Source organism: Pseudomonas sp. BP01, assembly GCF_022760795.1.
Taxonomy (GTDB): Bacteria; Pseudomonadota; Gammaproteobacteria; order Pseudomonadales; family Pseudomonadaceae; genus Aquipseudomonas; species Aquipseudomonas putida_Q.
The window spans coordinates 16,327-37,483 of record NZ_JAFBKA010000039.1 but is presented as its reverse complement, the minus strand read 5'-3'; the positions used below and the strand labels follow the sequence as shown (position 1 = coordinate 37,483).

Here is a 21,157-nt window from a genome sequence, read left to right as displayed (position 1 = left end):
TGAAGTAATTGCTTCCTGCACTGGCTACACTTGCCCTCTCCTGACCCGAGCCACCTGTTCATGCTCCCAGCCGCACTGATTTTCCTGTTCACCCTGACCCTGGTCATCTGGCAACCCAAAGGCCTCGGCGTCGGCTGGAGCGCCACCCTTGGTGCGGTCCTGGCTTTGCTGTGCGGCGTGGTGTCACTGCACGATATCCCCACCGTCTGGGCGATCATCTGGAACGCCACCGCCACCTTCATCGCCCTGATCGTCATCAGCCTGTTACTGGACGAAGCCGGTTTCTTCGCCTGGACGGCGCTGCATGTGGCGCGTTGGGCCCGAGGCGACGGGCGTCGCCTGTTTGCCTTCATGGTGCTGCTGGGGGCAGCGGTATCCGCGCTGTTCGCCAACGACGGGGCAGCGTTGATCCTGACGCCCATCGTCATGTCGATGCTGCTGGCGCTGCGCTTTTCCCCCACGGCAACCCTTGCCTTCGTGATGGGCGCCGGTTTCATCGCCGACACCGCCAGCCTGCCGCTGGTGGTATCGAACCTGGTGAATATCGTGTCGGCGGACTACTTCGGGCTCGGCTTCAACGCCTACGCCGCCGTGATGGTGCCGGTGAACCTGGTGGCGGTCACGGCCACGCTGCTGGTGCTGTGGCTGTATTTTCGCCGCGACATCCCGCTGCGGTACGCCACCGACGACCTGCATTTGCCTGCCCTGGCAGTGCGCGATCGCGCCACGTTCCGTGCGGGCTGGGTGGTACTGGTTGTGTTGCTGGCCGCGCTGTTCGTGCTGGAGCCGCTGGGCATCCCGGTCAGCGCCGTGGCCTCGGCCTGCGCCGCCGTGCTGTTCGCCGTCGCCGCCCGCGGCCACGTGATTGCCACCCGCCGCGTGCTACGCGAAGCGCCCTGGCAGATCGTGGTGTTCTCGCTGGGGATGTACCTGGTGGTGTACGGGCTGCGCAATGCCGGCCTGACCGACGCCCTTGCCGGGGTACTGGACTGGCTCGCCGGGCATGGGCTGTGGGCGGCTACGCTGGGCACCGGGCTGATTGCGGCGCTGCTCTCATCGCTGATGAACAACCTGCCCAGTGTGCTGATCGGCGCCTTGTCGATCCATGCCAGCGAAGCCCAGGGCGTGGTGCGCGAGGCGATGATCTACGCCAATGTCATCGGCTGCGACCTGGGGCCGAAGATCACCCCGATCGGCAGCCTGGCCACGTTGCTGTGGCTGCACGTGCTGGCGCGCAAAGGGGTGGTGATCGGCTGGGGGTATTACTTCAAGGTCGGCGTACTGCTGACCGTGCCGGTGTTGCTGGCGACCTTGGCGGCCCTGGCACTTTGGTTGAGTTTTTGAGGTTGCCGAGCAGCTGCAGGCTTGCACGGCCGCTGCAGGTGCTGGCTTGCCTGCGATGGGCCGCACACAGCGGCCCCGCCGATGTCACAGCGAACGGGCTTAACAGCAACCACTCGATACAACCTCCCACTTTCGTATACCAGCCGAGAAACGCAAAATTCCTACGTCAAAGACGTAGGGATGCAGTATGCTGACAATCATTGAAGCGCCACTTTTTTCAAGACAATGGCCTGATTACTGGACTGAAGACGAGCACGGAGCATTCATGTCCTACCTTGCGAATGATCCTGATGCCGGGTCTGTGATCCCCGGTTCAGGAGGATGCCGCAAGGTGCGCTGGAGCCTGGATAGTAAAGGCAAGCGGGGAGCACTGCGGGTGATTTACACGGCCCACCTCGCCAATGGCGCACTGGTCGTTTTGCTCATTTACTGCAAGAGCGCTACCGAAAATATACCCGCGCACGTGCTGCGCAAGATTGCAAAGGAGCTCAACCATGCCCCTGACTGAGAAAGAGCTGATGCTGCGCGACGCCAACCGTAACATTGGTGAAGAACTCCTGGAGGCCATACGCGACGTGAAGGCTGGCCGCTATGGTGCAACACATCAGGTTGAGGTGACCGAGGCCGCCGAGGCAAGGAGCAAAACGGGGCTTTCCCAGTCAAGATTTGCCGAAATGCTTGGAGTTTCGGTGCGCACGCTTCAGGAATGGGAGCAAGGTAGGCGCCTACCGTCTGGCGCGGCGCGATCTCTATTGCAAATTGCCGCCTCACGCCCGGATGTATTTCGCGAAGTTCTCCAATCGCGCTAACGTGGCCTGAGGGTTACTGCGGCCTTCGAACCCTACTGCGAAACGTGAAATGGGCCGCTTCTGCGGCCCTGCCGAGCATCACTCAACCTAGCTCCAACCCTTGGAGCACAGCTTCCGCCAGCGCCAAGCCTTTCTCCAACCATTATCCTTGTTGTGGATCGAGCCGGATGCCCACAGGGCTGCCAGCACGGCCGCCCTGCGGAGGATCACGTCAAACGTGGCGGGGATTACACGGCTTCAGCCGTCTTGCGCAGGAAGCCTTGCTGGCCACCATTGCGGTTGGGCGCGAAACCATTGGCCTGCAGGCTCTCTTCGACGGTGTCGTAGAACACGCCGATCTTGCTGATTTCACGAGCCTCTTTGGCGGTGGCGATCGGCCGACCGAACTCGCGCGAAATGCGCACCAGTTGCTCGATCTGCTGCACCGTGGACATCTTCTCGGTCTGCCTCTGGTTCCACAGGTTGTCCTCGATGCCGCAGCGCACGTGCAGGCCCATGGCGATGCCCATCATGTTGATTGGCAGCACGTTGCGCATCGAGCTTTCCACGGTGAGCACGGCGCCGTCCGGCACGGCCCGCACGATGTTGGCCAGGCTGTAGATATTCGGCACGTCCATGCCGCCGCCGATGGCCACCCAGTTCATCACCAGCGGGCCTTTGTAGATGCCACGGCGCATCAGGCGCTCGACCGACTCGAAACTGTTCAGGTTGTAGCACTGGAAGGCGCTCTGGATACCGGCGGCGCTAAGGCGGCGCACGTGCTCCTCGACCCAGCCGGGCTGCGCGGGCACGGTCATTTCCTTGTAGGCCTCATACACCGCCGGGTCTTCCATCGAAGTCCCGCGCACATCCTGGTAGCCCCAGTGCTCGACCACGTTCATCTGCGAGGTGTTGACCGTCACCGTGACCTGATCGGGCTTGGGGTCGAGCTCGGCCAGCATGTGGCGAGTATCGTCGCTCAGCCACTTGGCCGCAGCGCCTTCGGTCTCAGGGGCAAAGCTGATCGAGCCACCCACCTGGATGATCATTTCCGGTACCGCTTCACGCACACCGGCAATCAACTCGTTGAACTTGGACAGGCGCTTGGAGCCCTTGCCATCCAGCTCGCGCACATGCAGGTGCAGCACCGTGGCACCGGCGTTGTAGCAATCCACGGCCTTCTGTACTTGCTCGGCCATGGTCACCGGAATGTCCTCGGGGAAGTCGGACGGCACCCAGGAAGGCGCATAGGGCGCTGCGGTGATGATCAACGGCTGCTGGTTCTCGGTGAACAGGTGGCCATCAAGGAAGTTCATGGGGTGTTCCTTATATTGTGATTGTTGGAAAGGTGTCGGTACAGACCGACGGCTGTTGGGTTTCAGCAATGCATCTCGCGGATCAGCTTCTTGTTGATCTTGCCGACACTGGTCTTGGGGATGTCCGCCACGAAGTGCACCTGGCGCGGAATCGCCCACTTGTTGATCTGGCCACTCTCTACAAACTGCTTCAGGTGCGCTTCGAGCCCTACCTGGTCGAGGCTGCCACCCGGCATGCACACCACCAGCGCAATCGGCCGCTCGCCCCAGTGCTCGTCGGGAATGCCCACCACCGCCACGGCATTGACCGCCGCGTGCTGGCTGATCAGGTTCTCCAGCGCCAGCGAGCTGATCCATTCACCGCCGGTCTTGATCACGTCCTTGATGCGGTCCTTGATCTCCAGCACCCCGTGGCGGTCGATCGAGCCCATGTCGCCGGTGTGCAGCCAGCCGTCCTGCCACAGTTCGGCACCCTTTTCCGGCTCGTGCAGGTAACCCTGGGTCAGCCACGGCGAACGCACCACGATCTCGCCCAGCGACTCACCGTCGTGGGCCACCTCGACGCCCGCCGCATCGACGATGCGCAGGTCGACCATCGCCACCGGGGCGCCGGTCTTGATCCGCTGCGCTACCTGCTCGCCCATGGGCAAGGCAAGGTCTTCGTCGCGCAGGTGGGTCAAGGTCAGCAGCGGGCAGGTTTCCGACATGCCGTAACCGCTGAAGATCAGCATGCCGCGCTCGCTGGCCTGGCGCGCCAGGCCGTGGGTAAGCGCGCTGCCGCCGAGCAGGATCTTCCAGCGGCTGAAATCGGTGTGCCGGCTTTGCTCGCTGTCGAGCATCATTTGCAGCAAGGTGGGTACGCAGTGGGAGAACGTCACCCCCTCATCGCGGTACAGGCGCACCAGCTTGTCCGGCTCGTAGCGGCCCGGATACACCTGCTTGATGCCCAGCATCGTGGCCGTGTAGGGCACGCCCCAGGCGTGCACATGGAACATCGGGGTGATCGGCATGTACACGTCGCTGGAACGCAGCAACGGCTGGCCGTCGTAGGCGGCGAAGGTGCCTAACTGGTTAAGGGTGTGCAGCACCAGCTGGCGGTGCGAGAAGTACACCCCCTTGGGGTTGCCGGTGGTGCCGGTGGTGTAGAACAGCGTGGCCACCGACTGCTCGTCGAAGTCCTCGAACTCGGCCTCGGGGCTGGCTGCATCCAGCAGCGCTTCGTACTCGCCGAGCACCGGCAGCGACGTGGCCGCAGCCTCCCCGTCCGCCAGTTGCAGGTAGCCTTTGACCGTGCCCAGCTGGCCGCGCAGCTGCTCCAGCAGCGGCACGAAGTCGTCATGCACCAGCACCAGATCATCCCCGGCGTGGTTCATGGTGTAGGCCACCTGCTCCGGCGACAGGCGAATGTTCACTGTGTGCAGCACCGCGCCAATCATCGGCACGGCGAAGAAGCATTCCAGCGAACGGTGGCTGTCCCAGTCCAGCAGCGCGACAGTGTCACCGGCCTGCACGCCGGCCGCGCGCAGCACGTTGGCCAGGCGCCGCACCCGCTGCTCGAGCTCGCGGTAGCTGTAGCGCAGCGTGTCGGCGTAGACGATCTGCTGGTCCGGCTGGTGCCGCACACCCGACATCAGCAGGCGTTTGATCAGCAAGGGGTAGGCATAGGCGCCGGCTGCTGGCGGCATTATTTTTGTCTTGGCCATGACGTTGTTCCCAGTATCCATATTCGATTCGACTAAAAAACCTGACTACGCCTGCACCCGCGCTTGCGCGCGCGGTACCTGGGCGCTGTCACAGGGCTGCGGTTCGGCTTCGCAGGGCGCGGGGGCCGCCGCGACAAAGCGCTTGTCCGGCAGCAGGAAGTACGACAGGGCCGGGATCAGCAGCAGTGCGCCGAGCATGTTCCAGAGGAACATGAAGGTCAGCAGGATGCCCATGTCGGCCTGGAACTTGATCGGCGACCACCCCCAGGCGACCACCCCGGCAGCCAGGGTGATACCCACCAGCCCGACCACCCGGCCGGTGAAGGCCACGGCGTTCTGGTAGGCCTCGCCCAGGGTGCGGCCCTGCCGCTGGTAGTGCAGCTGCACACTGAGCAGGTACAGCGCGTAGTCCACGCCGATGCCAACGCCCAGGGCGATCACCGGCAATGTGGCCACTTTCACGCCAATGCCCATGGCCACCATCAGCGCTTCGCACAGAACTGAAGTCAGCACCAGAGGCAGCAGCGCCACCAAGGTCGCGCGCCAGCTGCGGAAGGTGATCAGGCAGAACAGCGTGACCGCCAGGTAGACGAACAGCAGCATGGTGCGGTTGGCTTCGCGCACCACGATGTTGGTGGCGGCTTCGATACCGGCGCTGCCGGCGGCCAGCAGGAACTGGCGGTCGGGGCTGCTGTTTTCGCGGGCGAAGCGGTCGGCGATGGCCACCACGTCGTCCAGGGTCTGGGCCTTGTGGTCCTTGAGGTAGGCGATCACCGGCATCATCGAGCAATCGGTGTTGAACAGCTCCGGGGCGTTGACCGAGGCCTGCTGGGCGGCGTAGTTGAGCATGTCCTGGTTGCGCTGCAGGCTGCTCATCTTCGGGTTGCCTTCGAAGGAGCCTGCGGTGATCTGGCGCACGGCGTTGACCAGCGACACCGTGGTCTGCACGCCAGGGTACTGCTGCAACTGCCAGGCCAGGCGGTCGGCGAGGATCAGCGTCTTGTAGCTCAGGCAGCCTTCCGGCGGGGTCTTGATCATCACCGCGAACAGGTCGCTGGACAACGCGTAGTGGCTAGTGATGTAGGCGTTGTCACGGTTGTAGCGCGAATCGGCGCGCAGCTCCGGCGCGCCACTGTCGAGGTCGCCGATCTTCAGCTGCAGGCTCACCCAGAACCCGCCCAGGCCCAGCAACGTGGCCACCAGCACCGCGCCGGTGGCCCACTTGCGCGTGGTAAAGCGGTCGAGGGCGTCCCACAGCTTGCCAAAGCCCCGGTGCTCGGCGGCGCGCTGGTCAATGCGCAAGGCACGTTCGGATGCCTTGCGGCCAACGCCAACGTAAGACAGCGACACCGGAATCAACAGCAGCGAGGTGAAGATCAGTACCGCCACGCCGATGCTGGCGGTGATCGCCAGGTCCTTGATCACCGGAATGTCGATCAGCATCAGCACGGCAAAGCCCACGGCGTCCGCCAGCAGCGCCGTAACCCCGGCCACGAACAGGCGGCGGAAGGTATAGCGCGCCGCCACCAGCTTGTGGGTGCCACGGCCGATGTCCTGCATGATGCCATTCATCTTCTGCGCCGCGTGCGACACGCCGATGGCGAAGATCAGGAACGGCACCAGGATCGAGTACGGGTCGATGGCATAGCCCAGCCAACCGACAATGCCCAACTGCCATACCACCGCCGCCAGGGAGCAGAACACCACCAAGAGGGTACTGCGCACGCAGCGGGTGTACAGGAAGATGATCACCAGCGAGGTGACCACCGCCAGGGCGAAGAACATCATTACCTGGATCAGGCCGTCGATCAGGTCGCCCATCAGCTTGGCAAACCCGATGACCCGCACCTTGTACTTGCCCTCGCCTTCCTTGCCAGACGCGCGCGCCTTGCTGTCACCGCCGTATTCGTACTGGTCGCGCAAATGCTGTTCGAGCATCTGCGAGAACTGCCGGTAATCGATACCGCGCCCGCTGGCCAGGTCGTGGTCGAGCAGCGGCACCACCAGCATGCTGGACTTGAAGTCGGTCGCCACCAGGCTGCCGACAATGCCGGCTCGGTTGATGTTCTGGCGTAACTGCTCGATGTCGGCCGGCTTGCCCTGGTAGTCATCGGGCATCACCGCACCGCCCTGAAAGCCCTCTTCAGTGACCTCGGTCCAGCGCACGCCCGGGCTCCACAACGACTTCATCCAGGCACGGTCGACGCCCTGGGCAAGGAACAGCTCGTCGTTGATCTTTTTCAGCACGTCCAGGTATTCGGGGTCGAAGATATCGCCCTGGGTGTTCTCCACCACCACCCGCACCGAGTTGCCCAGGCCGCGCAGCGCCTTGCGGTTGTCCAGGTAATTCTGGATGTAGGGCTGGCTCTGCGGGATCATTTTTTCAAAGCTGGGCCGCAGTTCCAGGCGGGTGACAGCCACATAGCCGAGCACCAGCGTGGCCAGCACCATGAACAGCATGAACAGCGGGCGATAGTTGAAGACCATGCGTTCGAGCAGGTTGCCGGAACGTGGATCGAAATCCCGCAGGTGGCGGATCACCGGCATGGTGTCTTGCTTGATGTTGGCCATCACGAGGCTCTCTTGGAATACTTGTGGGTCTTAGCGGGCTGGCAGCACGCGCACGCCGCGCTCACCTACCAGCACAGTGCCGTTGCCGCGGGTCTGCAGGGCTGCCGCCACGGGTGCCAGCGGCACCTGCGGTTGCAGGGCGAAGCTCTGGCCGCCGTCGTGGCTGCGCAGCACATGCCCGGCCTGGCTGAACAGCCAGTAGTCACCACTGCTGTCGAGGCTGGCGGCGGTGATGCTCTGGCCCAGCCCGGTGTCCACCTTGGTCCAGCTCTGGCCGCCGTCGAGGCTGCGTGCCACATGGCCACGCAGGCCATAGACGAGCACTTCGCCAGGCCTGCCGAGAATGCCGAACCAGGTGCCCTGGTAAGGGCCAGACAAGGCGACGAAGCGCTGCTGCCGGGCGTTCCACTTGAGCAGCAGGCCCTGCTCACCCGCCACATAAACGTCATCGCCGACCGCACGGATGGCATTGAGATGCAGGCCTTGGGGATTGTCGGTTCGGTCCTGCATCGGCACCCAGTTTTCGCCGCCATCGTCGGTGCGCAAGATCAGGTTGAACACACCCACTACGTAGCCGTGCCGGGCGTCGGTGAACCACACACCCAGAAACGGCTTGTCGGCGCCCTCTTGCTCCAGGCGCTGGCCTTCGGCGGCGAACTGCGGCCATTGCTCATCGTCGGGGTGGGCCTGTGCCAAGGACCGGTAATGGGCCGTGACCAGTGCACCGATCTTCCGGCCATCGAGCTGCACCGCCCAGTTCACACCGCCATCACGGCTGTGCAGCACCACACCATCGTTGCCTACCGCCCAACCCTCCTGAGGGGTTGGAAACGTCAGGGCATTGAGGTCGGCGCTCACCGGCACACTGGCCTGGCGCCAATCCTGGCCCTGGTTGTCGGAATACACGATGTGGCCACGGGCCCCCACCGCGACCAGCCGCTCACCGGCCCGCACCACATCGCGCAGGGCGCTGTGCACCGCGAGCACGCTAGGCTCGGCCGGCTGGTCCAGCACATCGACATAAGCCGCCTGGACCACACCGCAGGTGCCGCCCAGGGCGAGCGTGATTGCCAGCGCCCACCGCGCATACTTGTTCAAAGAAGCCATGCCACATCCTCTGCAATACCCGACGGCGACCACTTCCGGGCCGCCGCCAGACGGATCGTCGGGGTCAGCGAATACCGGCGCCGGCCAGGGCTTCGGGCGACCACTGCGCCTTGGACAGAGGGGCGATGTACTCAATACCGCCGTGCGGGCCGATCAGGCCGTTGACGTTGTAAGTGCCACCGACCAGGTCGTAGACCACGTGCGGGTTGTTGTTTGGAATCTGCACGTCGTAGCTCTGGGTGAAGAAGCTGAACGAGCCGCGATACAGCTGGCCACGGGCGTCGTACTGGTCAGAAGCAAGCGCGAACCAGCTGTCCTCGTCGAGGTAGAAACGGCGCTTGGCATAGATGTGACGGGCATTGCCCTTGAGGGTGCCTTCCACTACCCACACACGGTGCTTCTCCCAGCGCACCTGGTCGGGCGAGAGGTGGTTCGGTGTGGTCAGGGATTTCGGGTCGTGGATGTAGGTGAGCTTGTAGGTATTGTACGGCACGTACATTTCTTTCTTGCCGAGCAGTTGCCAGTCGTATCGGTCCAGCGCACCGTTGAACACGTACACGTCGTCGAAGGTACCGGAGCCTGCGGTGCCTGGGTTTGGCGTGTCGTAGGCCAGGTTCGGCGCCAGCTTCACCCGGCGCTGCCCTGGCAGGTACTGCCAGGCGCGGCGCTCTTGTACCAGCGGGTTGGCGGCGTCCTTGAGCATCATCGACTCACCGGCGCGGCGTGCCGGGCCTTCGAAGTACAGCTTGGTCTGGAAGTAGATGTCCTTGGGCTCGATGACTTTGTTCAGGTCTTCGTAGATCGGGTAGGCGTTGTACGCCAGGCCCGTGGTGGCCAGGGCCGCGACGCCGGCGGAGTCGACGTTCCAGGAGTCATACTTGGCCTTCTGTGCCACGCCCTGGTAGCGCAGCAGGTGGTTCCACATGGCCTCGGCGCCCGACTGCGGGATCGGGAACGGCACGCCGGGCAGCACATTTTCGATGGCCATGCCGTCCTGCAGGGACTTGGCATTGGCGGCATTTTTCAGGGTGTTGTCGAGCAGCACCTTGGGCAACGCCGCGGTGCGGTGGCTCGGGTACACATCGATGTGGAAGCTCGGGAAGCGCTTGGCCAGCTCTACGGTGGTAGCGGTCAGCGAATCCGTGTACTGGTCGACGTTCTTGCCGTCGATCACCAGCAGCGGTTTCTCCGAGGCGAAGGGGTCCGGGCGCAGGGTATCGCCCTGCTTGAAGCCGGCAGGCGGGGTGTTCAGGCCACCCTGGTAGGCCGGGATCGCGCCGTCGGCACTGGCGGCCTTGTCGGCGCCGACCTGGGTCAGGTCCTTGCCTAGCCGGGCGACGTCCTGGGCCGGGGCGGCCGCATGGGCATTACCGGCAATGACGACCGCAAGCGAGGCCGACAGCAGGCTATTGAGATACTTCATCGCGTTTCTCCGCTTGTTGTTGTACTAGGAGCTTCAGAAGGTGGTCTTGAACGAGGCCGTGACCATGCCGCGATCTTTGAGCAGCGGTGCAAGCCCAGCCTGCGAAGTGATCTGCCCGGGGATGCACTGGTAACGCCCGTTGGTGCCCGGGGTGTTGTTGTCGGTGCCGGTTTCGCAGGTATCGAACTTGCCGAAGGAGTCGACGTACTTCAGGTCGAACTTGTACTTCTGGTAGACGTCGGCGGCGATCCCGATCGAGTAGCTGCCAGAGTCTTCGTTGCCGCCCAATTGCACGGCCGAGTTGCCCTTGAGGCCGACGTTGTAGGACAGCGGCAGTGTGATATCGACCCCTGGCAGCGCCTGGAACCAGGTCGGGGTGAAGTTGACCGCCAGGGTGTAGGCGTTGGTGGTGACCTTGTCGACGCCTTCGTAGCTGGCGTCGCCCTTGAAGGTCTGCTCGCCCTTGTCGACACTGACCAGATGGGTCATGGCGCCTTCCACGGCCAGCGACGAAGCGTTCCACAACGGCGTGGCGCCGAACGACACCAGGCCGTTGAGTACCACATGCAAGGTCTTGCCGCGGGCCAGCCCGGTTTCACCGTGGCCTGGCACTTCGCCGATCAGGTTGGTGCCGCCGGCGGTGCCGGCCAGGGCACCGTACAGCGGCCCGTTGATCGTGGTGAAGTTGCTGATCAGCGGCATGTTTTCGCGGTAGTTGACGTCCAGCCCCACGCTCACCGGGCCGACGCTCTTGGCCAGGCTGATGCCATAGATATCGATATCGTCGGCATAGGCCGTCATGTAGCTGGTGCCTTCCAGGCTGCCCGTGTGCAGGTTGGGGGCATTGATCAGCACCGCGGGGGTCGGGTCGGAGGTGTTGCGGTAGTAGAAGCCCAGGGTGCCGTCGAGCCATTCCGGGCTCCACTTGGCCATTACACCGAAGTCGCCGCTGTTGTGCGGACGGATGTCATGCCCGCGGGGTGCGCCATAGAAGGCACCGGCACCGCCGACCGCGTTGGGCACCGGCAGCCAGAAAATGTCGGCACCGTCGCCAAGCATGTCGTAGGCGCCCATGTAGGTGCCCCCTTCAGGCAGGCGCGAGTTTTCGAATTCGAGAAAGTACTGGGCCGCCAGGGTCAGTTCCGGGGTGATCGTGTAACTCAGCGACAGCTGCTTGCGCGGCAGGAACAGTTCCTTGGTTTCGGTACCGGGCACGTTGTACAGCTTGGCCAGGTCCAGTGCCGACTGGCCATAGTTGATGCCGTTGGCGGCGCTGAACAAGGTCTCGCCCCAGTACACCGAGTGCCAGCCGAGCTTGCCGCTCAGCATCGACTCGTCACCGATTTCGGTGCTGTAGAACACGAAGGCATCGAGGAATTCGCCAGACGGGCCGTTGTAGTACCGGTCGCTGTAATTGCTCAGGCCATGGCGCCTGGACGGGCCGCCCTGCAGCACAGTGCCGGCCGGCAGGGCACCGGCCGGGCGGGCCAGCACCAGGTTGCCGGCATTGCCCGCCTGGCCGGGAAACGGGTTGGAGTTGGAGCCCACGTCGTCATAAGCGTGGTCGTACCAGCTCGCAGCACTGACACGCATACCCATGTTGCCCTGGTACACCACGTCCAGTTCGGTCAGCAGGTCGACCCGCTGGGTCACCGCGCTGCCGACGCTGAAGTTCTTGTCACCGTCGTTGAGGTTGGCGGTGCGGGCGACCTTGGCGTTCTGGCCCTCGACCCGCTGGCCGTAGCTGAGCTTGGCGGTGTTGTCGAAGCGCACGTTCCAGTCAGGGTCGGCGAGGTCAAGCTGAAATGCCTGGGCAGCCGGCGCGCCGGCGACCAGCACCAGCGTGGCCAACAGATTGCGGCGGTGAAGGCAGAAGAGAACGTTCTTATTGTTGTTCATGCGGTATCTCTGCTTGGGATGTGCAAGGTGCCAGCAACGATCGGGCGCCGGCCTGACCCTGAGTGCGCGTGCCCCGCGCGGTTTAGCGATCGAGTTGCTGGATCAAGGCCTCGGCGTGTGGCCATGGGCCGAAGCCCGAGGCTGGGTTGAGATGGCCAACGGCGCCGATATCGACCAGCTCGCTGCCCCACTCGTCGGCCATGCGGGCGACGGCTTCGAAACTCGCCAGGTGATCGTTGCTGCTGGCCGCGACCAGGCTCGGGAATGGCAGCCGGCCGCTTGGCAGCGGCGCCCAGCCGTTGGCGCGCAGGGTGTCGGGGGTGGGGTAACTGGCCGGCCAATTGGTATCCAGGTCCGGTGGCGCGGCCAGCACGGCGCCCTTGATCGGGCGCTGATAGCGGGCGGCCCAGTGCGCCACCATCAGCACACCGGCGCTGTGCGCGACCAGGATCACCGGGCCGTCGATGCTGGCCAGTTCGCGCTCGATCGCTTCAACGCGCGCGCTGCAGCTGAGCTTGTCGGTTTCCAGCGGTGGTACCGAGCGAACCTTGCCCAGGCGCGCTTGCAGCAGGGTTTGCCAATGTTCGGGTACATGGTCGCGCAAGCCAGGCACGATCAGCACGGTTGCGGCGGTTTGCAGTTTTTCCACGTCAGGGCCCTTGCTCTGGTCAACTCGGTCGATTGCCGACTGCTTGAAGCCAGAGTAAAGAGTCGCCCTGCCAGCCGCTTTACATTGCGCGTCACGAACTTTTCAGTTGATGACACGGCTGCTGTGCCGCCCAGCCCCGGGCTCCGCTGCTCGGAAATGGCTTTGCATCTGACGACACAACCGCTATAAAAGACCACCCGCCAGCGCAGCGGAAGCTCATCAAGATCACGTGGAAAACAATAAAATGACCGTGCTCGCCCGTGCTGCAACCCTCACCAATTACCTGGAAGTTTCACGCCATCTGGGCCTCAACGGCCATGGCCTGCTGGCTCAGGCCGGCCTCAGTGCATCGCTGCTGGAAACCCCCGATCAACGCATCCCGGTGGCCGCCGCCATCAACGTGCTGGAGGAGTCGGCGCGGCTGAGCGGCTGCGAAGCCTTCGGCCTGCGCATGGCCGAACTGCGCCAGTTGTCGGACTTTGGCCAGGTCAGCCTGCTGATCAGCCATCAGCACTCGCTGCGCGACGCCCTGCAGGTGATCGTGCAGTACCGCCACCTGCTCAACAACGCACTGGCCATCCACATCGAGGAAATCGGCAAGACGGTGATCATCCGCCAGGAGGTCATCACCGACCAGCCGATGCACAGCCGCCAGGCCATCGAGCTGGCCATCGGCGTGATGCACCGCTTCTGCTCGGCGCTACTGGGCTCGCACTGGCACCCGATCAGCGCCAACTTCACCCACGCCGCCCCCGCTGACCTGGCCATCCACCGGCGCATCTTCGGCTGCAAGCTGGAGTTCAACACTGACTTCAACGGGATTGTCTGCTCGGCATCCGACCTGGACACCACCAACCCCCAGGCCAACGAAGGCATGGCGCGGCTGGCGCGGCGTTATGTGGGGTTGCTGCAGGATGAAAACCTGCCATCGCTTACGCTTGAAGTGCGCAAGGCGATCTTCCTGCTGATGCCCATGGGCCGCGCGACTATCGAACATATCGCCCAGACCCAGGGCATGAACGTGCGCACCTTGCAGCGGCGTCTGGAAGAAGAAGGCGCGACCTTCAGCGAACTGGTCAACGGCGTACGCCGCGACCTGGTGGTGCGCTATCTGGAAAGCCCTGGCTATTCGCTGGGGCGCATCGCCGATATGCTCGGCTATTCCATGCACAGCTCGTTCACCCGCTGGTTCATCAGCCAGTTCGGCCAACCGCCAGCCACCTGGCGCGCGCAGCATGAGCCGCACACACAACCCAGGCGCCACCGCAGCGCCGCCCGGGCAACACCCAGCGTACGCTGACGGCCCTGGGCTGCGGGTTACATGCCGACGTGCATCAGCCCCAGCACCAGCAGCACCAGGAACACCGTTTCGCCCACCATCAGCAAAATCGGCTTGATGCCTACGGCGGCCAGCTCCTTGAGCTGGGTTTTCATGCCCAGGGCTGCGATCGACACCACCAGGCACCCACGCGACAGCTCGTTGATACTGCCCTGTACCACCTGCGGCACCCAGCCGGTGCTGTTGACGCACGCAAGGATCAGGAAACCGACCGCGAACCACGGCAGCAACGGCGGACGCTTGCCGGTACTGTCGATGCCCTGGCGACGGGCAATCATGGCCGCGACGACAATCACTGGCACCAGCATGGCCACGCGCATGAGCTTGACCACCGTGGCGGTGTCGCCGGTTTCGGTGGACATGCTGTAGCCCGCCCCCACCACCTGCGCCACATCATGGATGGTGGCGCCGAGGAACACGCCGGCGGCTTGCGGCGACAGGCCCAGGGCATTGGCGATCATCGGGTAGAGGATCATCGCCAGGGTCGACAGCGCCGACACGCCGATCACCGTGAACAGCGTGGCCCGTTCCTTCTGCGGGTGGCTGGGGAGTGCAGCAGCCAGCGCCAGCGCCGCCGAAGCACCGCAGATCGCCGTGGCGCCGCCAGTAAGCATGCCGAACAGGCGCTGGAAGCCCATGGCCTTGGCCGCCACCATCGACACGCCGATGGTCACCACCACCAAGATTACCACCAGCGCCACCGCCTTCCAGCCAAGGCCAGCCATCTGCTCCAGGGTGATACGCATGCCCAGCAGCGCGACGCCCAGGCGCAGCACGCTGCGCGCGGTAAACTCGATACCGGCCTTGCACTTGCCGTCCCCGCTCAGAAAATTCAGTGCCAGCCCCAGTAACAGGGCAAACAGCATCACCGGCGCGCCGTAGTGTTCGGCCAGGAAACTCGCCGCACCCGCGGCGATCAAGCTGACGATCAGGCCAGGCGCCAGGTCGCGCACCCGGTTGTTGACCTGGGCAAACGCCAGCGTACTCATGCCTCCATCTCCGCCATGCCCGACACCGCCAGGTGCATGGCCTCCAGCAAAATCTCGGTCGGCTGGGCGCCAACCACTTGCAGCCGGTCATCGAAAACGAAGCACGGCACGCCGCGGCCGGCGATGTCAGCGCTGGCGCTGACGAACGGCAGGCCATCGCCACGCAAGCTGCCGGCCAGGGCCTCTGGGGCAAAGCCGCACTGCTCGGCGATGCGCAACAGCGTAGCGCGGTCGCCCAGGTCTTCACCCTGCTTGAAATACGCAGCCAGTAACCGCTCCAGCAGTGCCTCTACCTGTACTTCACTGCCCAGCTCACTGGCGTGAAGCAACAGGCGATGGGCGTCGGCGGTATTGGGCATGCGCTCGATGCGGCTGAATTCGATCTGCTCGCCGACGGCGCTGGCCGCTTCGCGCACCTGGGCCTGACGTTGCCGCACCGCCTGATCGCTGCCCAGGCGTCGCCGGTAAAACTCGGCGAACGGCTGGCCGTCGAATGGCAGCTCAGGCAACAGTTGCACGCCCTGCCAGGCCAGGTTGACCTCGACCTCTGGCTGCGCTGCCTTGAACTGCGCCAGGGCGGCTTGCAGTTGCCGGCGGCCTATCAAGCACCACGGGCAGATGAAATCGAAGTACACATCAATCGACAACGAACGCTTCACGAACGGGCCTCCAGTTCTGGCTGGACAGGTGCCTGGGCGGTTTCACCGAGCTGAAGGCGTGCCATGTCCAAGTGATAGTGACGCTTGGCATAAATGAACACCGCTGCAGCGCCGATGCTGATCAACGGCACTAGCTGGAATGCCGACTGCAAGCCGATCAGGTCAGACACCTTGCCCGTGATCAGCGGGCCGGTGGCCAACCCGAGCAGGTTGTTGCACAAGGTCAGCGTGGCAAACGCGGTGCCGTGCACCGTGTAGTGAGTGAGGTTGGCGACCATGGCGCTGGACGGGCCATTGGTGCCGGCGGCGATCATCATGCCCAGGCAAATCAGCACCAGTTGCGGCATGCCCGGCGGTAAGGCAAAGGCCACTGACAGCAGCACACAGCTGCCCAGGCAGTAGGCGATGGCAAGGCTGATCTTGTGGTCCGGGCGCTTGCGCCCCATGCGGTCGCAAAGCATGCCGCACAGCACGATGCCCACCCCGCTGCACAGCACGATAATCGCAGCCACCGCGCCGGCGCGGTCGGTGCTCATGGCGTAGTAGCGGTTCAGGTAGCTGGGGAACCACACGATCACCGTGCCACCGACGAACAACTGCAAACCGCTGCCGACATAAGCGCTGATGACCGAGCGGCTTGAATACAGGGTACGCAGTGGCCGCATTGCCTTGAGCGCAGCCTTGTCGGGCGTTGCCGCCAGGCCTTTGGGGGCAATGCGCGCCTCGCGCACGATGAGCGGATACAGCAGCGCCAGCGCCAGGCCGAAGAACGCCATGCCGGCGAATGCCCAGCGCCAACCCAGGTGCTGGGCCATCACCCCTCCCAGGCCCATGCCCAGTACCGAACCGAACATGCCACCGGCCATGAACGAGCCGGCCAGGGTGGCTCGCATCTCACGCGGGAACACCGCCACCACCACGGCAATACCGACGCTGCCGTAGGCCGCCTCGCCGACACCAACCAGAAAGCGTGCGATGAACATCTGCTGGTAGTTTTCCGCCAGGGCGCAACCCAAGGTAGCCAGGCTCCACATCACGGCCATGAAGGTCAGGCTTTTGATCCGGCCAATGCGGTCGGCCAGCAACGACAGGGGGAAGGTCAGCAAACCGACCATCAGTGCGACGATGCCGCTGAGCAGCCCGAGCTGGCTGTCGCTGAGCTGCCATTCCTGCTTGAGCAGCGGGAATACGGCGTTGAGCACTTGCCGTGACATGTAGTCGGAAATCAGCAGGCCGAAGGTCAGGGCGAAAACGATCCAGGCGTAGCGCCGTGGAATGCCGAGCGAAGTATCAGTGCCTGGTTCTGCCGCACTGGCGTGATAGGTGGCCATGCTGCCTCCTCGGATATCTGAGTTTTTTTGTTGTTATTGCTTACAGGCTATCGCGTAGCGATTGGGGCCGCATTGCGGCCCCAACGTGTCTGGCGGGTCAGAAAGTCGCATCCCCCATGATGCCGGCGCGTTCCATCTTGCGGTGGCAGGCTGGGTAATCCATGACGGCGTAATGCTGGGTACTGCGGTTGTCCCAGATGGCAATGCTGTTGGGCTTCCAGCGCCAGCGCACCTGGTACTCGGGGATGTAGGCCTGGCTGATCAGGTAGCGCAGCAAGTCGCCCGCACCCGGGTTGGCATCCTGGCCGAAACGCACCCGCTCGGGGGTGTGATAGTTGCTGAAATGGGTGGCGAAGGCATTGACGAACAGCACCTTCTCGCCGGTCTCGGGGTGAGTACGCACCACCGGGTGCTCGGCATCCGGGAAGCGCGCCTTCAGGGCCAGGCGTTTTTCGATCGGCATGGCCGCGCCAAAAGTGGCCTCGATGCTATGTCGCGCCCGCAGCCCTTCGATACGCGTCTTGATCTCGGTCGGCAGGTTGGCATACGCCAGCACCATGTTGGTCCACAGGGTGTCGCCACCCACCATAGGGCTTTCCACGCAGCGCAGCACGCAACCCATCGGCGGCTTTTCACGCCAGGTGGCGTCGGTGTGCCAAGCGTTTTCGTAGCGGTCAACCGGCGTTTCCGGCGACTTGTAAATCTGCACCAGGCCCGGGTGGTCCGGGTCGCTGCCGACCACGGGGTGGTCCTCCAGCTCGCCGAAGCGGCGGGCGAACGCCACGTGCTCGGCGCGGCTGATGTCCTGGTCGCGCAGGAACAGCACCCGGTGCTTGAGCAACTGGGCACGCACCTCGGCAAACAGGCCGTCATCATGAATCGCATCGGCCAGCCTGACGCCAAGCAGTTCGGCACCGATGGCGCAGGTCAATTGTTCGACTTGCATGGCAGTGCCCTCCTCAGATGACGAAGATCGACGAGCCGGTGGTCTTGCGAGACTCCAGATCACGATGCGCCTGAACTGCGTCCTGCAAGGCGTAGTGCTGGTTGATTTCGATCTTGATACGGCCGCTCCCCACATGGCCGAACAGCTCGCCTGCCAGGGCGGCTTTCTCGGCCGGGTCGGCGATGTAATCAGCCAGCGCCGGGCGGGTCAGGAACAGCGAGCCCTTCATCGCAAGAATCTGCGGGTCGAACGGTTCGATGGTGCCGGATGCGGTGCCCACGCAGACCATCAGGCCACGGCGCTTGAGCGAGTCCAGCGAGCCCATGAAGGTAGTGCGCCCGACGCTGTCGAACACCACGTTGACGCCGACCCCATCGGTCAGCTCGCGCACACACTTGGCCACGTCTTCGTGGCTGTAGTTGATGGTATGGTCGCAACCATGGGCACGCGCCACTTCGGCCTTGGCTTCGGTGGAGACGGTGCCGATCACGGTCAGACCCAGCAGCTTGGCCCACTGCGAGACGATCAGGCCGACACCACCCGCAGCGGCGTGCAGCAGGATGCTGTCACCCGGTTTGAAGTCGTACAGGCGCCGCATCAGGTACGATGCCGTAAGGCCGCGCATGGTCATGGCCGCAGCGGTTTCGAACGCGATGGTTTCAGGCAGCTTGATCAACGGCGCGGCAGGGATCAGGCGCTCGGTGCTGTAGGCGCCGAGGGTATTCATGAAGCCGGTGTAGGTCACCCGATCGCCGACCGCTACGTGGCTGACGCCCTCGCCCACCGCCTGGACCACACCGGCCGCTTCCACGCCCATGCCGTTGGCCAGGGGAATCGGGTAGGTGCCATTGCGAAAATAAGTGTCGGCGTAGTTCAGGCCAACCGCCACGTGGCGCAAGCGCACCTGCCCAGGGCCTGGTTCGCCGACTTCGACGTCTTCGTAGCGCAGGACCTCAGGCCCTCCGGTTTCGTAAAAACGTACCGCTTTGGCCATGCCAATCTCCCTTCTTGTAGTTTTTTGTTGAACAGCAAACTTCGTCTTGAAGGGCAATTTAGGCCGTTGCGCAATACGCCGCTTATCATCGGACGACAACGGTTTTTCAGTTCATGACAGCGCCCGCGGTTTCGCCACCGGGGCACTGCGGACAATGGTTCAGAAGGCCGAGATGCCCCCGTCCACGGCAATCGCCTGGCCGGTCATGTAGCTGTTTTCACGGGCACATAGCATCAGCATCACCGCGACGATTTCTTCGGGAGTGCCCAGGCGCTTCATCGGCGAGCCCTGAGCGAGAAACGCCTGCTGCTCACCCACATCGCTCTCGGTAACCATGGGCGTGGCGCTGTAGAACGGGCATAGCGCGTTGACGCGGATGCCTCGGCGAGCGTATTCGACCGCCGCGGTTCGGGTCAGCCCGACCACCGCATGCTTGGCTGCGGCATAGGCGGCCAGCTTGGGCGCGCCGCCGAGCCCGGCCATGGAGGCGATGTTGAGGATCACCCCGTCGCCTTGCGGCAGCATCTGGCGGATTTGCTGCTGCATACAGAAGAACACGCCCTTGGTGTTGACCGCGTGGCTGCGGTCCAGCTCTTCTTCGGTGGTGTCGACGAAATGCTTCATCGGCGTAAGAATCCCGGCGTTGTTCACCCCCACATCGAGGCGGCCGAAGGTGGCGATGGCCGCGTCCACCAGCGCCTTGACCTGCACCTCACGGGTCACGTCGCAAGGCACCGCCAGCACCGTGATACCGGCCTCGCGCAATGCGCCGGCCACCCGCTCCAGCCCCCTCACGTCGCGATCGCCGAGTACCAGCCGGGCACCCAGGCCGCCCAGGCGCTCGGCCAACAACGCACCAAAACCACTGGCGGCGCCGGTGATCATCACCACCTGGTCACGGTAGCTGTTCAGGTTCATCCGGCCACCCCCGGCGCTGTGCGGGCAAGGATCTTCTTCGCCAGGCTCATGCGGTGCACTTCGTTGGGGCCGTCATAGATGCGGAAACTGCGCGCATCGCGGAAAATCCGCTCGACGATCGACTCGCCGGTAACGCCCTGCCCGCCGAGCACCTGCACACAACGGTCGATAACCCGCCAGATGGCCTCGGAGCTGAGCACCTTGGCCATGCTCGACTCGAAATTGCCGCGCTCGCCCTGGTCCAGTACCCAGGCGCAGTGCCAGATCGACAGGCGCGTGGTATGCAGGTCCATTTGGTTGTCGGCGAGCATGAAGCCCACGCCCTGATGCTCGCCCAGCGGCTTGCCGAACGACACCCGGTGGCTTGCGTAGCGGCAGGCTTCGTCATGGGCACGACGGGCCTGGCCGAGCCAGCGCATGCAATGGGTCAGGCGCGCCGGGGCCAGGCGCACCTGGGCGTAACGGAAACCTTTGCCCACTTCGCCCAGCACATCGCTGGCGGGAATGCGCAGGTTGTCGAAGCGCAGCACCGCGTGGCCGCCGGCGAAGCAACTGTCGAGCGAGTCCATCATGCGCTCGAGGATGAAACCGGGGCGGTCGGTGTCGGTGAGGAACATGGTCGCGCTGCCGTCTTCCATGCGCGCCATGATGATTGCCACTTGCGCGCCTTCGGCACCGGTGATGAACCACTTCTGGCCGTTGATGACGTAGTCGTCGCCGTCGCGTACGGCCTGGGTGGTGAGCATCGACGGATCGGAGCCGGCGCCCGGGCTTGGCTCGGTCATGGCGAAGCACGAGCGGATCCGGCCCTGCACCAGCGGCTTCAGCCAGCGGTCTTTTTGGGCAGGCGTTGCCACTTGTTCCATCAGGTGTATGTTGCCTTCGTCGGGGGCATGGATGTTCAGGGCCACCGGCCCAAGCGGCGAATAGCCGGCCTCTTCGAAGATGATCGCCTTCTCGATGTGGCTCAGGCCCAGCCCGCCCATTTCACGCGAGGCATGCGGAGTCAGCAGGCCGTGTTCACGGGCGCGCTCAATCAGCACCTGGCGCAGCTCGGGCGATGGACCGTGGGGTGTCTGGCGCGGGTCGCGCTCCAGGGGGATGACGACGTCAGCGACGAACTGCCGTACTTTGGCTTGCAGGGCAGTCAACTCGGCAGACAGGGCGAAATGCATGGTGGT

The 21,157-nt window shown here is 64.1% G+C and carries 18 protein-coding genes; 4 read left to right on the top strand and 14 right to left on the bottom strand.

From position 1 onward, the window contains the following. The first annotated feature begins 60 nt into the window (after nt 1-60). The 3 genes from JOY50_RS25370 (at nt 61) to JOY50_RS25360 (ending at nt 2,153) form a co-directional block, all read left to right on the top strand. A complete protein-coding gene (locus JOY50_RS25370; protein ID WP_243056042.1) occupies nt 61-1,344 on the top strand; it encodes an arsenic transporter in 1,284 nt (427 codons plus the stop codon). Between the two features lie 187 nt (nt 1,345-1,531). Then, entirely contained in the window at nt 1,532-1,852 is a 321-nt protein-coding gene (locus JOY50_RS25365) for a transcriptional regulator (RefSeq protein WP_192902514.1), read from the top strand. Continuing rightward, nucleotides 1,839-2,153, top strand: coding sequence for a DNA-binding transcriptional regulator (locus JOY50_RS25360; protein ID WP_132845881.1), 315 nt, complete (start codon nt 1,839-1,841; stop codon nt 2,151-2,153). The genes JOY50_RS25365 and JOY50_RS25360 overlap by 14 nt, the downstream gene beginning before the upstream one ends. A 227-nt stretch (nt 2,154-2,380) precedes the next feature. Here the strand turns inward: JOY50_RS25360 and JOY50_RS25355 are convergent, their stop codons facing one another. From JOY50_RS25355 to JOY50_RS25325, 7 genes are all read right to left on the bottom strand, one after another. Beyond that, nucleotides 2,381-3,448, bottom strand: coding sequence for a 3-keto-5-aminohexanoate cleavage protein (locus JOY50_RS25355; RefSeq protein WP_132845879.1), 1,068 nt, complete (start codon nt 3,446-3,448; stop codon nt 2,381-2,383). 62 nt (nt 3,449-3,510) lie between these two features. Further along, the gene (locus tag JOY50_RS25350; RefSeq protein WP_243056041.1) at nt 3,511-5,151 is read right to left on the bottom strand and encodes a fatty acid--CoA ligase; all 1,641 of its coding nucleotides are present in this window, start codon (nt 5,149-5,151) and stop codon (nt 3,511-3,513) included. A gap of 45 nt (nt 5,152-5,196) precedes the next feature. Beyond that, entirely contained in the window at nt 5,197-7,722 is a 2,526-nt protein-coding gene (locus JOY50_RS25345; RefSeq protein WP_132845874.1) for an RND family transporter, read from the bottom strand. Nucleotides 7,723-7,752: 30 nt separating this feature from the next. Next, nucleotides 7,753-8,829 (bottom strand): YCF48-related protein, encoded by a 1,077-nt coding sequence (locus tag JOY50_RS25340; protein ID WP_132845872.1) that lies wholly within the window; start codon nt 8,827-8,829, stop codon nt 7,753-7,755. A 64-nt stretch (nt 8,830-8,893) separates the two neighbouring features. Next, complete coding sequence (locus JOY50_RS25335; RefSeq protein WP_132845870.1) at nt 8,894-10,252, bottom strand: DUF1329 domain-containing protein; 1,359 nt, start codon at nt 10,250-10,252, stop codon at nt 8,894-8,896. 33 nt (nt 10,253-10,285) lie between these two features. Next, nucleotides 10,286-12,151 carry a DUF1302 domain-containing protein gene (locus JOY50_RS25330; protein WP_138736901.1) on the bottom strand — a complete coding sequence of 622 codons (1,866 nt, stop codon included), beginning with the start codon at nt 12,149-12,151 and terminating at the stop codon, nt 10,286-10,288. Between the two features lie 82 nt (nt 12,152-12,233). After that, entirely contained in the window at nt 12,234-12,800 is a 567-nt protein-coding gene (locus JOY50_RS25325; RefSeq protein ID WP_132845866.1) for an alpha/beta hydrolase, read from the bottom strand. 244 nt (nt 12,801-13,044) lie between these two features. Between JOY50_RS25325 and JOY50_RS25320 the strand changes: the two genes are divergently transcribed. After that, a complete protein-coding gene (locus JOY50_RS25320; protein ID WP_132845864.1) occupies nt 13,045-14,100 on the top strand; it encodes an AraC family transcriptional regulator in 1,056 nt (351 codons plus the stop codon). Nucleotides 14,101-14,117: 17 nt separating this feature from the next. Here JOY50_RS25320 and JOY50_RS25315 read toward each other — a convergent pair whose 3' ends face one another. From JOY50_RS25315 to JOY50_RS25285, 7 genes are all read right to left on the bottom strand, one after another. Continuing rightward, nucleotides 14,118-15,128, bottom strand: a complete 1,011-nt coding sequence (locus JOY50_RS25315; RefSeq protein WP_132845861.1) for a YeiH family protein — start codon at nt 15,126-15,128, stop codon at nt 14,118-14,120. After that, on the bottom strand, nt 15,125-15,787 hold the full coding sequence (locus JOY50_RS25310) for a DsbA family oxidoreductase (RefSeq protein WP_243056040.1): 663 nt from the start codon (nt 15,785-15,787) through the stop codon (nt 15,125-15,127). The genes JOY50_RS25315 and JOY50_RS25310 overlap by 4 nt, the downstream gene beginning before the upstream one ends. Further along, nucleotides 15,784-17,118 carry an MFS transporter gene (locus JOY50_RS25305; RefSeq protein WP_016485854.1) on the bottom strand — a complete coding sequence of 445 codons (1,335 nt, stop codon included), beginning with the start codon at nt 17,116-17,118 and terminating at the stop codon, nt 15,784-15,786. The genes JOY50_RS25310 and JOY50_RS25305 overlap by 4 nt, the downstream gene beginning before the upstream one ends. 97 nt (nt 17,119-17,215) lie before the next feature. Further along, nucleotides 17,216-18,064: a TauD/TfdA family dioxygenase gene (locus JOY50_RS25300; protein ID WP_243056039.1), complete on the bottom strand. Its 849-nt coding sequence runs from the start codon at nt 18,062-18,064 to the stop codon at nt 17,216-17,218. Between the two features lie 13 nt (nt 18,065-18,077). Further along, nucleotides 18,078-19,058, bottom strand: coding sequence for a quinone oxidoreductase (locus JOY50_RS25295; protein WP_028613431.1), 981 nt, complete (start codon nt 19,056-19,058; stop codon nt 18,078-18,080). Nucleotides 19,059-19,217: 159 nt separating this feature from the next. Then, entirely contained in the window at nt 19,218-19,976 is a 759-nt protein-coding gene (locus JOY50_RS25290) for an SDR family NAD(P)-dependent oxidoreductase (protein ID WP_132845855.1), read from the bottom strand. Beyond that, on the bottom strand, nt 19,973-21,151 hold the full coding sequence (locus JOY50_RS25285; protein WP_049275174.1) for an acyl-CoA dehydrogenase family protein: 1,179 nt from the start codon (nt 21,149-21,151) through the stop codon (nt 19,973-19,975). Before JOY50_RS25285 ends, JOY50_RS25290 begins: the two co-directional genes overlap by 4 nt. Nucleotides 21,152-21,157: the final 6 nt, after the last annotated feature.